This window comes from Agrobacterium sp. D14 (genome assembly GCF_001526505.1).
Lineage (GTDB): Bacteria > Pseudomonadota > Alphaproteobacteria > Rhizobiales > Rhizobiaceae > Agrobacterium > Agrobacterium leguminum.
On sequence record NZ_ASXX01000009.1, the window covers coordinates 52,011 to 63,571 of the forward strand.

The 11,561-nt window shown below is 58.0% G+C and carries 13 protein-coding genes and 1 pseudogene; 8 read left to right on the forward strand and 6 right to left on the reverse strand.

The window, feature by feature from the left end; genetic code table 11:
* Positions 1–97: 97 nt before the first annotated feature.
* Positions 98–946: a LysR family transcriptional regulator gene (locus L901_RS07740; RefSeq protein WP_059755187.1), complete on the forward strand. Its 849-nt coding sequence runs from the start codon at positions 98–100 to the stop codon at positions 944–946.
* A gap of 63 nt (positions 947–1,009) precedes the next feature.
* Here the strand turns inward: L901_RS07740 and L901_RS07745 are convergent, their stop codons facing one another.
* The 6 genes and pseudogenes from L901_RS07745 to L901_RS07765 form a co-directional block, all read right to left on the reverse strand.
* Positions 1,010–1,711 carry a L,D-transpeptidase gene (locus tag L901_RS07745; RefSeq protein WP_245289612.1) on the reverse strand — a complete coding sequence of 234 codons (702 nt, stop codon included), beginning with the start codon at positions 1,709–1,711 and terminating at the stop codon, positions 1,010–1,012.
* Between the two features lie 80 nt (positions 1,712–1,791).
* Positions 1,792–3,150 carry an ATP-binding protein gene (locus L901_RS07750; RefSeq protein ID WP_059755190.1) on the reverse strand — a complete coding sequence of 453 codons (1,359 nt, stop codon included), beginning with the start codon at positions 3,148–3,150 and terminating at the stop codon, positions 1,792–1,794.
* Positions 3,150–3,461, reverse strand: a pseudogene (locus tag L901_RS07755) (winged helix-turn-helix domain-containing protein); the annotation flags it as partial. The pseudogene L901_RS07755 and the gene L901_RS07750, both read right to left, overlap by 1 nt.
* The gene (locus L901_RS27920) at positions 3,413–3,676 is read right to left on the reverse strand and encodes a hypothetical protein (RefSeq protein ID WP_249936956.1); all 264 of its coding nucleotides are present in this window, start codon (positions 3,674–3,676) and stop codon (positions 3,413–3,415) included. The gene L901_RS27920 and the pseudogene L901_RS07755, both read right to left, overlap by 49 nt.
* A 126-nt stretch (positions 3,677–3,802) precedes the next feature.
* Entirely contained in the window at positions 3,803–4,828 is a 1,026-nt protein-coding gene (locus tag L901_RS07760; RefSeq protein ID WP_059755193.1) for a cyclopropane-fatty-acyl-phospholipid synthase family protein, read from the reverse strand.
* Entirely contained in the window at positions 4,825–5,613 is a 789-nt protein-coding gene (locus L901_RS07765) for a DUF1295 domain-containing protein (protein ID WP_059755194.1), read from the reverse strand. Before L901_RS07765 ends, L901_RS07760 begins: the two co-directional genes overlap by 4 nt.
* Before the next feature lie 192 nt (positions 5,614–5,805).
* On the opposite strand from L901_RS07765, the gene L901_RS07770 reads away from it, so the two are divergent.
* The 7 genes from L901_RS07770 (at position 5,806) to L901_RS07800 (ending at position 11,495) form a co-directional block, all read left to right on the forward strand.
* Positions 5,806–7,176, forward strand: a complete 1,371-nt coding sequence (locus L901_RS07770) for an NAD(P)/FAD-dependent oxidoreductase (protein ID WP_059755197.1) — start codon at positions 5,806–5,808, stop codon at positions 7,174–7,176.
* Positions 7,173–7,991 carry a DUF1365 domain-containing protein gene (locus tag L901_RS07775; protein WP_059755200.1) on the forward strand — a complete coding sequence of 273 codons (819 nt, stop codon included), beginning with the start codon at positions 7,173–7,175 and terminating at the stop codon, positions 7,989–7,991. The genes L901_RS07770 and L901_RS07775 overlap by 4 nt, the downstream gene beginning before the upstream one ends.
* The gene (locus L901_RS07780; RefSeq protein WP_059755203.1) at positions 7,978–9,210 is read left to right on the forward strand and encodes a cyclopropane-fatty-acyl-phospholipid synthase family protein; all 1,233 of its coding nucleotides are present in this window, start codon (positions 7,978–7,980) and stop codon (positions 9,208–9,210) included. The genes L901_RS07775 and L901_RS07780 overlap by 14 nt, the downstream gene beginning before the upstream one ends.
* Positions 9,211–9,237: 27 nt before the next feature.
* Positions 9,238–9,615, forward strand: coding sequence for a DUF2147 domain-containing protein (locus L901_RS07785; RefSeq protein WP_059755206.1), 378 nt, complete (start codon positions 9,238–9,240; stop codon positions 9,613–9,615).
* A 61-nt stretch (positions 9,616–9,676) separates the two neighbouring features.
* A complete protein-coding gene (locus L901_RS07790) occupies positions 9,677–10,105 on the forward strand; it encodes a DUF2177 family protein (protein WP_020812759.1) in 429 nt (142 codons plus the stop codon).
* Positions 10,106–10,245: 140 nt separating this feature from the next.
* On the forward strand, positions 10,246–10,788 hold the full coding sequence (locus tag L901_RS07795) for a sigma-70 family RNA polymerase sigma factor (RefSeq protein WP_059755208.1): 543 nt from the start codon (positions 10,246–10,248) through the stop codon (positions 10,786–10,788).
* Entirely contained in the window at positions 10,785–11,495 is a 711-nt protein-coding gene (locus L901_RS07800) for an anti-sigma factor domain-containing protein (RefSeq protein ID WP_059755210.1), read from the forward strand. Before L901_RS07795 ends, L901_RS07800 begins: the two co-directional genes overlap by 4 nt.
* The last annotated feature ends 66 nt before the right edge of the window (positions 11,496–11,561 follow it).

Here is an 11,561-nt window from a genome sequence, read left to right on the forward strand (position 1 = left end):
TTCCCCAAGAGTTTATCTTGCCCAAACATAACAACCCATTGCCACCTCAGTCCAATTGATAGTATTTTACTCCGATATTGATAATTTTGATATTGCCATGCTTGACCTTACGCTGCTGAAGAACTTTATCATTGTCGCGCGCGCCGGCTCCATCAGCGTCGCCGCCGCGCAGATCGGACGCACCCAATCCGCGCTCAGCACCCAGATGCAGCGGCTGGAAGAGCTGGTCGGCCATACTCTGCTGCAGCGAACGGGTTCTGGAGTGCGTATGACCGCGGCGGGGGAGAGACTGCTTGCCCATGCCAGCGCCCTGCTTGCCCGGCATGATGAAATCCTTGCCGATATGGGCGAGGCGACGCTGCAGGGAACCGTGAGCCTTGGCTGCCCTGAAGATTATTCCATCGCCTTCCTGCCGGAACTGCTGAGAGGCTTCTTCGGCACTTACCCGAAAGTCGATCTGCGCATGGTCTGTGCGCCCACGACGGAATTGCGTCCGCTCCTGCAGCGCCGCCAGATCGACATGGCGCTGGTTTCGCAATCCGATCCGGATCACCGCGATGTGCTCCGCAGGGAAAGCTTCGTCTGGGTGGCGGACAGGCCGGAGCCGGATCTTCTCGCTAAGGATGTGCTGCCGCTCGCACTCTCCGCGCCCGTGACGCTGGATCACCGCGCGGCATGCGACGCCATGGAAGCCGCCAATCGCCGCTACCGCGTCGCCTTCGCCAGCAACAGCCTTTCCGGCCTCATCGCAATCGCGCGCTCCGGCCACGCCATCAGCGTGCTGACAAGGACAGCCGTTCCAGCCGACCTTCATATCGTCAAAAGCGGGCTACCACCCCTGCCGACGATCGGCATTGCCATCGAGTTTGCCGATACGCAGACATCGTCGGCAGCCAGGGCGCTGGGCAATCACATCCGCACCGTTCTTCCCGGTCTCAGCCTCTAGCGTCAGGTTAATCCGGGCTTCGGAATCGTCTGGAACTTCGCTAGGCTATCAAGCGGCTCCACCCTATCCTTGTACAATGATCCGGGCACCGGGCTTTACCCGGTTGTAAAGGTCGATGATATCCTGATTCAAAAGGCGAATGCAGCCGGCCGATACAGCCTTGCCGATTGAGCCTGGATCATTCGTGCCGTGAACGCGATAATATGTGTCCCTGCCATCCTTATGCATATACAGCGCTCGGGCACCCATCGGGTTCGACGGGCCGCCATCGACTCCATCCTTGTTCGGGCCGTAATGCGCGGGGTTCCTTGCGACCATCTCAGGTGTTGGGATCCAGCGAGGCCAGGCAGCTTTTCTCGCAATAATCGCATCGCCACCATCGAAAGCGCGTGCGACAGGGCCGACACCAACGGCATATCGGATCGCCTTATTGCCGGGTTGAATCAGATAAAGGAAACGTGCTCGTTGATCGACGATGATCGTACCGGGCTTTTCGTCCGTGGCATAGCTTACGACCTGTCGCACGAATTCAGGATTCATTTTTCCGGTATTAACGCCGGCAATATGAAAACCGGCATCCGTCTTTTCGCCATACATAAACATCGGGTCGGTTCCGATTGGGGCTGCCTCCCGATCTTCGACACGCTCATTGGAAGGGCGCGGCGCAGCGCCGGGAATACGGTCGGCATTGCTTGCGCAAGCGGTGAGGAAGATTGTCAACGCGACGGCCATCGGCCTGCGAGGAGAAACAATTGGTCGAATCATGGGAGCCTGCTGGAATTGGTTGGAGCCTATAAAACGTGGCTGAAGCTCCAACCTTAAGGCTGCCTTAAACGGTAGTCCGGTCACTCCTGCGGCAGAATGAGCGTCACGACGAAACCGGAATCAGCCTGACGAAAATCAAGTTCCCCGCCGAGCTTTCGCATCGCCATGTCGACAATCGCCAGGCCAAGGCCGCTGCCCTCGCCATGGGCCGAATGTCCTCGCTTGAACCGCTCCCTGACAGTCGCCTGATCTTCCGGATTTATGCCCTGCCCTTGATCCGTCACTTCGATTTCGACCCTGGGACCGTTCTTCAGTGCACAAATCTCAACGCTTGAGCCTTCCGGCGAATACTGAATCGCATTCTCGATCACGTTGCGCAGGGCCAGACGCAGGAGATTCACGTTTCTCAAGGTCACCATTTCATCCGGTTGCATGCGAAGCTTCACGGAGATGCCACGCCTGCTGCTCTGGGCTTCAAGATCGGAACGAATGTCCTCCATTATCCCTGCGAGCCGCACCGTCTCGATCCCGTCGCCGCGATCCGCCGAATCGACGAGCGCCAGGTCGATAAGCTGGCGGACAAGACGCCCGGTCCGGTCAACACTCGTCGAAATATGCGCCAGCGCCTTGTCTCGAACATCATCCTCCTTACTCCGCAGCGCCACCTGAGCCTGGGTCTTCAATCCGGCAAGCGGGGTCTTCAACTCGTGGGCGGCATAGGCGATAAACGTCTTCTCACGCTCACGGGCTGCCTCCACCCGCAGGAAGAGGGAGTTCAGCGATCTGAGCAATGGCTTGATTTCGCTGGGCGTGTCCCTGTTTTCTATGGCGTGCAGTTCATCCGCAGACCTCAACCCCAGTGACATGGCGATCCTGTTGAGCGGTCCCAGCCCCTGTCCAACACTCAGCCAGATCAGCACCGCAAGGATCGGCAAAATGGCAACGGCCGGAACGAGTTGCCCCTTGACCACATCGGCAACCAGCCTGTCGCGTATCTCCAGACTGTCGCCCACAAGAACACGGGCATTGAGGTTCGGATTCACAACCGCAAAGACACGCCAGCGGACACCATCGACGATGGTTTCGCTAAACCCGTCGCGATTGTCTGTGAGCGATTCACGCGGCGCACTTTCCGACCGGCTGACAAGTTGCCCCTGAAGCGACCAGATCTGGCAGGAGAGCTGCCGTCGGTAGTCCCCCTGAAGATCGAACGGCGAAGCGGCGTCGGTGGCTTTCGTGTCATCCACGGCGGCAGCCACATTGATATGGTGATCGGTGAGTAGCGAGCTGACCATGCGGGCGGCTTCCATCAGTCGCGCGTCCAGCACCCGCTCGACCTGATGCTGCACGCTGAAATAGGTCCACATGACGGCAAGCAGCCAGAGGGCTCCCGTCGTCGCCAGCAGGATCGCAAAAAGCCGCAACCGGATCGAACGCATCAGGGCATCCCCAATCTGTAGCCAACTCCGCGCACCGTTTCGATGGCGGCGCTTCCAAGTTTGGCGCGCAGCTTATGCACATGCACCTCGATCGTGTTGCTCTCCACATCCTCCTGCCAGCCGTAGAGACGCTCTTCCAGTGCCTGTTTGGAGTGAATTGCCTGAGGACTTTCCATGAGCGCATGAAGGATCGAGAACTCGCGGCGCGACAGGATTACGGTCGACCCATCCCGAAGAACCTGCATCGAAGCGGGATCCAGCGTCAGCCCTCGCAGACTGATCTGCGCACTCGCCCGCCCGGCGGCGCGGCGCGTTTGGCACGTCCAGGTCGGCGTCCGAATAATACTAGCTTTCCGGGAAGGAACCGAATTGAAAGAAACTGCGCCACGGAAAGCTCTCTGGCAGACAGGACAAGAAGAGCCCCATGTTCCTGAATGGAACCGGGTATATGGATGGGCTCAGCGCCGCAACTATCCAGTTTCGGCGTAACTGAACTCGTGACTTTCTCCAGCCGCTCTCTCTGCAAGAACGTTCGACATGTTCAAAAGATGCGGCCAGCCTATTCATTATTGCGGGGATGTAAACGTTCGTTTTGGCAAACGTTTCGAGCGCGGTTTTAGAACGTGCCGACGCCGATTGTGTGGCGCTAACACTAAACCCTCCTAAAAAAGTAGTGCCCTACACCCCAAACGTCACCGCCCTCGTGCCCGAAAAGCCCCGCGGTCGCCAGGAAGAACAATCGCCATCGCCTTTCCCACAGCCGGGCGTCGGCACCATAGGTTTGCTGCAGAATGGGTCGGATACGGTCAATTTTTTTGTCGAAATTTTCGAGCCAATCGAGCGCTGTCCGACGATAGTGCGACCCTGACCAGCGCCACTCCCGCTCGACGGCGAAAAGCTGACTAAAGCGATGGGGAAGGTCGAAGGCCGGCATGATGCCGCCGGTGAAGAAGTGCCGGGCGATCCAGTCGGCAGGATTGTTGTGGTCGAAACGATAGGATCGGTCGCGGTGGTTAAACACATGCATGAAAAACCTGCCGTCCGGCTTCAGCCACGAGTGAACACGCTCGAACAACACGCGCCAATTCGACATATGCTCGAACATTTCCACCGATACGACACGGTCGAAACGATCGCCCGTCGTGAAATCATTCATATCGGCCGTCACTACAGAAAGGTTTGAAAACCCCCGTTCTCGGGCACGACCGATTATATATTCGCGCTGCGACACGGAGTTCGAGACTGACATAATGCGCGCATTTGGGAAACGGCCGGCCATATAGAGGGATAACGAACCCCATCCGCAGCCGAGTTCCAGAATATCCATGCCGTCCTCAAGGCCGGCATGGGCCGAGGTCTTGGCCAAAGCAACATTTTCAGCTTCATCCAGCGTCGTCGTGGCATCGTCATAATAACAGCAGGAATATTTGCGCTGCTCTCCCAGAACGAGCGCAAAAAATGCCGCTGGCACTTCATAATGCTGTTTGTTTGCATCGTCGATATGGCTGGCGACGGGAAACTTCACCATATCCGCCGCGAAAGCCTCTTCCGCATCCGCTGTAATGGCGGCAAGCCGCCGCTTCGTCCGTGCGCAGAGCATATCTATTCCGGCGAGCGTCACGCTGTCGCTGAGCGGCGCGCGCTCGGCGGCGTTGATGGCGAGTGCGAGCATGTTCATGGCCTGTCCTCGTTCTTGCGCGGCCCCGGAAAAAAGGCGTTGACGCGTTGTTGAAGGGCGCGGAATTTTTCCCCGCGCGATTGGAGCATATGGTCTTCAAGCGGCGGAATGCCGGAGACATGGACAAGCAGCCAGTACATCATCGCCGGTGCGGCGAGCGATACCCATGACAAGGCCTGCACCTGAATGGCCAGCAGCGGAAAACCGCACCAGAAAAGCCATTCGAAAAAATAGTTGGGATGGCGGGAATAACGCCACAGCCCGGTTTCGCAGACACTGTTTTTTGCCGCTGCGGTCTTTCTGAATTTCCAGAGCTGGGCGTCGGAGAGCGCTTCGCCTGCCAGCGCGCCAAGGGCAACCACCATGGCGATAACGTCAACCATACGCGGAAAAACATGGGTGTTGCTTGCCGCAAGATAGACCGCTAGAACGAGCACGAAAGCGGCGATTGCCTGTATCTGCAGGAAAATGAACAGCCGCAGGGCGCCAGCGCTCCCCCATTGCTCCATAAGCTTTGCATAGCGGGGATCTTCCCCGCCTCCTTGCGTGCGCATGCCGATATGGCCGGCAAGCCGCAGGGACCAGACAACGACCAGGAAAAGTGTAGCGCTGCGCCGCCAGCCGTCTCCGCCGGCGAAAACAACAGCGAAAATTCCGCCAAGCCCGACACTCGCAGCCCAGATCGTGTCGATCCAGCCGCTTGAACCGGTTGCTCTCTGCAACGCCCAAGCGCCCGCCATCAGAAGCGACATGAGAATGGCAAGCGTCAGGACTACAGAAAACATCACTAATTCGCTCGCCATTTTGAATGGTTTGAGGTCGGGTTTCGTGATGGCAAATACGAGCGGACCGGCAAAATAGTTTCAGGCGCCGGACAAAATTTCAAAAAATCGATGCGCCGGTGAAACTGATCGGGCGGCCTCCTCGTACATGTCGCAGTCCCCAAGACTGGATTGGCAGTGCTATAGCGAGGAAAAATGGTCGACACCGAAGCGAAAAAAGAACAAAGCCGCCGCATCGCCGTCATCGGAACGGGAATTTCCGGTTTGTCGGCGGCCTGGCTTTTGTCGCAACGACACGATGTAACTGTTTTCGAAGCGGCTGACCGCATAGGCGGCCACACCAATACGGTGACGTTCAGCACGGACCATGGACAAGTCCATGTCGATACCGGATTCATTGTCTATAACGAGCAGACCTATCCCAATCTCACCGCGCTTTTCCAGCAACTGGGCGTGGCGACTGCAGCTTCGAACATGTCTTTCGCCGTTTCTCTGAATGATGGCGGTTTCGAATATTCCGGCGGAACGGGCCCTGGCCTGCTGGCCCAGAAGTCCAACATCCTGAGGCCACGTTTCTGGGCGATGCTTGCGGACCTTTTGCGCTTTTACCGTAATGCCCCACGCGACCTGCATTTGATGGGCGATCTGTCTCTCGACGAATATCTCTCCCGCAACCGGTATGGTTCAGCGTTCCGCGACGATCATCTTTACCCCATGGCTGCGGCCATCTGGTCCACGCCGGCCATGGAGGTCGGCCGTTATCCGGCGGCGCATTTCATCAAATTCTGCCGCAATCACGGCCTGCTGTTGCTGCGCAATCGGCCGGTCTGGCGCACAGTCATCGGTGGCTCGCGCGAATATGTGAAACGCATTACGGCGCCGTTTGCGGATCGAATTCTCCTCTCGACGCCGGTTAAGCGCATCCACCGCCTGCCGGACGGCGTCGAAATCACCACTGCGGACGGCAAAGCCATGCGCTTCGATGACGTGGTAATAGCAACCCATGCGGATCAGGCGCTCGACATGCTCGCGGACGCAACACGCGCCGAACGGCGCATTCTTGGCGCGTTTGCCTACACCCAAAACCGCGCCGTGCTTCACACCGACAGCCGTTTCATGCCGCGCCGCCGCGCCGCCTGGTCAAGCTGGAACTATGTGGCCGACACGCGCATTAAAACGAGCCTGCCGAGCATTACCTACTGGATGAACAGGCTTCAGCCGCTGGGCGAAATCCCGGACATTTTCGTAACGCTGAATCCGGCGCGGGAACCGGATCAAGGAAAAATCATCGCCGAGGAAACCTATCACCATCCGGTTTTTGACGCTGGCACCGAACAGATGCGTCAGGAGCTATGGGCCTTGCAGGGTCTGCGAAACACCTGGTTTTGTGGCGCTTATTTCGGATCCGGTTTTCATGAAGATGGTCTTCAGGCCGGCCTTGCCGTCGCCGAAGATCTTGGCGGCTTATCCCGTCCATGGAAGGTTGCTGACGACAACAACCGGATCATTCGCCTGGATTTGGCGACGATTGCGACAAACACGGAAATCATGGAGGCGATGGCATGACGCCTCCCCTCACCTCGGCGCTTTTTCCCGGCCATGTAACGCATGCGCGTTTCAAGCCGAAAACCCATAAGCTCGCCTACCGGATTTATTCGCTGCTCCTCGACCTTGATGAGTTGAACGCGCTCGACCGGAAATTGCGATTTTTCTCCGTAGACCGGTTCAACCTGTTCTCGTTTCACAGCAGGGACCGCGGCAACCGCAGCGCCATCGGGCTGCGCCAGCAGATCGAGGCAGCCATGACGGCGGCAGGCATGGCAGTGGACGGAGGGCCGATACGTCTGCTCACCATGCCGCGCGTACTCGGCTGGGCCTTCAACCCACTCAGTGTCTTCTTCTGCTACGGGCGCGACTTGTCGCTCAAAGCTATCCTCTGGGAGGTGGACAACACGTTTGGCGAGAGACACTCATACCTGATCCCGGTGGAAGCCGGCAAATCGACCGAGATCGTCCAGCGATGCGACAAGGCCTTTTATGTCTCTCCATTCATGGACATGGATCTCCACTATGTTTTCCGCGTCGCCCCGCCCGGCGACAGGCTGAAAATCGTCATCGATACTTTCGACAATGACAGCCTGGTCCTGACGGCACGGCATCTGGCCCGGCGTGTCGAATTGACGGACGGTGCGCTTCTGAAAGCTTTCTTCGCAATTCCCCTCCTGACGCTCAAGGTCATTCTGGGCATTCATTGGGAGGCCCTGAAAATTTGGCTGAAAGGCGTGCAGCTCAGAAAACGGCCGCTGCCGCCTGCCGGTCCAGTCTCCTTCCGTCATCCTTCATCGTCGCAAATCGAGGCCAAAATTCATGACCCCGTTTGACAATCTCACGGAATTATCGGCGAAGAATACGCGCCTGAACGACCGCATCAGCCCAGGCATGTGGCTCATCAACCGGCTGTTGAGCAATATCGACAGGGGAAGATTAAATGTCATTCTTCCCGGCGGCGGCATCATTGAAAAAACCGGCGCAACGAATGGCAGCGAGGCAATCCTTGTCCTGCATAGCTGGCGCGCGATCCGGCGAATGCTGCTTAACGGCGACATCGGCTTTGCCGAGGGTTTCATCGAAGGCGACTGGACCACACCAGATCTGACGGCGCTGATCCGCTTTGCGGCCCAAAATCGCGAGGCGTTCGCAAGGTCAATGCGCGGCAGCCTGCCGATGCGCCTTCTCAACCGCACTGCGCACGGGTTGAATGCCAACACCAGACGCGGCAGCCGCCGCAATATCGAAGCGCATTATGATCTCGGCAACGAGTTTTACCGGCAGTGGCTTGATCCCTCTATGCTGTATTCTTCGGCGATTTTCGATGACACGGCGTCTACGCTCGAAGCCGCCCAACTGAAAAAACTGGAACGTATCGTCGATAAACTGCAATTGAGCGGCGGCGAGAACATATTGGAGATCGGCTGCGGCTGGGGCGCACTCGCCATTCACCTTGCTACGCAGGCCAAAGCCAACGTCACCGGCATCACTCTCTCCCCCTCCCAGTTAAAATGGGCAAAAAATGCGGCGGAAAAAGCCGACAGCACAGACCGCATCGATCTGAGGCTGCAGGATTACCGCGACCTGAACGGCCAATTCGACAGGATTGTCTCCGTCGAGATGTTCGAAGCAGTCGGCGAGGCCTATTGGCCGAGCTATTTCGAAACGCTGAAAAGATGCCTGAAACCGGGCGGCAGTGCGGTGCTGCAAATCATTTCGATTGAAGAAAGCCGCTTCGATACATATCGGCGTAAGGCGGATTTCATCCAGAAATACGTCTTTCCCGGCGGCTTTCTGCCCTCAAATGCCGCGCTCGAAAAGGCGGTCGGCAAAACCGGCCTGAAGCTCACCGATAGGGAACTTTTCGGCCAGTCCTACGCGCTCACGCTCGCCGAATGGCGCCAGCGTTTTCATGCGCGGTGGCAGACGATTTCCCTGCTCGGCTTCGATGACCGCTTTCGACGGCTTTGGGATTATTACCTTTGCTATTGCGAGGCAGGCTTTGCCGAGGGGAGCATAAACGTCGGCTTCTATACGATCGAACACAGATAAGGCGGGACCAAACTGCGGAGAGAGACAATGATGATCAACGGATTGACGGTTGCTTCCGTCCTATGGCCACTGCTGGTCGCGTCCAACGCGACGGCGGCCGATATCGACGGCAACTGGGCGCGCGGAGACGGCAAGGCGAAAGTACTGATCGCGCCCTGCGGTGAAAATATCTGTGCCACAAACACCTGGATCAAGCCGGGCACTCCGAAGGAAAAGGCCGGGGACCGGCTGATTATGGACATAAAGCAGACAGAGGCAGGCAGCTATTCCGGCACCGCTTTCGACCCCCAGCGGGATAAATCCTACAGGATAACAGTGACAATAAACGGCACCGGCATGACCACGAAAGGCTGTATCGTCGCCGGTCTGCTGTGCAAGGGCATAAACTGGACAAGGATCGACTAGCCACATCTCCACGTTGCTTCGACCCATATCGTCGCTTCCTTCCCTGTAAAGGAAACCACCAATGAAAACCTATTTCGCAGCCTACCTTTTTACCCTCGTCGCCTTTCTGGTGATTGATTTCATCTGGTTGAGCACGATGGCGTCGCGTCTTTACCGCCCGGCCATCGGCGATCTTCTGGTAGAAAACTTCCGGCTTGCTCCGGCGGTCATCTTTTACCTCATCTATGCCGCCGGCCTCACTTTTCTTGCAGTTCGCCCGGCCTTTCAGACGGGGGAATGGACGACCGCGCTGCTTTATGGCGCAGTGGTCGGCTTCATGGCCTATGCCACTTACGACCTGACCAATCAGGCGACGTTGAAAAGCTGGTCCACGACCCTGACCGTCGCCGATCTTCTATGGGGAACCTTCGTCTCCGCGGCAGCGGCTACAATCGGCTATCTCATCACGGTGCGGCTGATCGGCCCGCTGGAAAATCCGACGGGCCTATGATGACGACATCCCCTCTTACCGGCCGCTTAAGTGCGATAACCCTGCGGCCCAGTCGTTGCCAGGTTCGCAGCATGAGCATGCATCTCTTGTCTTCCTGCGAAAGACGACCCTATAAAGGAGGCGCAGCAAGGAAGGTTCGAATGCAGGGCACAGAGATCGCAGGCCTTATCAACCGCGTCGGCATGGGTGATCGTTCAGCATTCGTCTCGCTTTATCAGGCAACCAGTCCGAAGCTTTTCGCGATCTGCCTGAAAATCCTGCGTGACAGAACGGAAGCCGAGGAGGCGCTGCAGGAAATCTATATCAAGGTATGGCAGCGGGCGCGAACATTTGCCGCCAGCGCCGGCAAACCCGCCACATGGCTTGCCGCCATTGCCCGCAACCATGCAATAGACACGATCCGCGCGCGCAAGCCCATAACCGACGACATTGAGGAAGCCTACGATCTTGCCGACGAGAGCGTCCGCGATCCTGAGCAGCAGATCGTTCTCGCCGATGAAGGCCGCAGGATCGAAGACTGCATGCGCGAGCTTGAGACCGTACACGCACAGGCAGTGCGCCGGGCCTATGTCGAGGGCTTGAGCTATCTCGAACTCGCCGAAGAATTGCGCGTGCCGCTCAACACGGTCAGAACCTGGCTGCGACGCAGTCTTCTCAAACTCAGAGAGTGCATGCAGCGATGACGACGGGCGAACAGAGCGGCGGCAAGCATTCGCGCGACGACATCCTCGCCGGTGAATATGTCCTGGGCGTGCTGCCGCTCGAAAAGCGCCGTGAACTGGAACGACGCATGCAGGACGACGCGGCCTTCGCACAGCTGGTGCAGCGTTGGGAGGCGGAATTTTCCGACTTCAATGCCGATTACCAGGAGCAGGCACCGAGCGCCACTGTTCTTGCGCATATCGAAGAACGCCTGTTCGGCGGCAGGACCGTCAATACCAATGGCAGCCTCTGGAATTCCGCGTCCTTCTGGCGCTGGATCTCGGTTGCCACCAGCGCAGCGGCCGTGGCCGCCATCGTTTACGCCGCCTTCCCCGAAAAATGGCAGGGCGCCACCCCGCTGGTGGCCGAACTTGCAACGACCGACAGCCAGGTTAATCTCCTCGCCTCCTACGATGCGGAATCCGGACGGATGCGCATTGTGCCTGTTGCAACCGGCAAGACCGATGAAAAATCGCTGGAACTGTGGCTGGTGATGGAGGGTGGCAAGACCCGCTCGCTCGGCGTCTTCCAGCCCGGCACGAATGGCGATCTTATAATCCCCCCAGACATGCGCAACAGCATCACCGAAGGCACCACCTTCGCGATCAGCGTCGAACCTTTCGGCGGCTCGCCGACTGGTCAGGCAACCGGCCCTGTTATCGCCGTCGGCACGGCGCGATGGGGATGAAGGTCTAACGCTTCCCGATTTCGAGGCGAGTCCCGATGAACGCGTCACGATACGAGATGGGTCGTA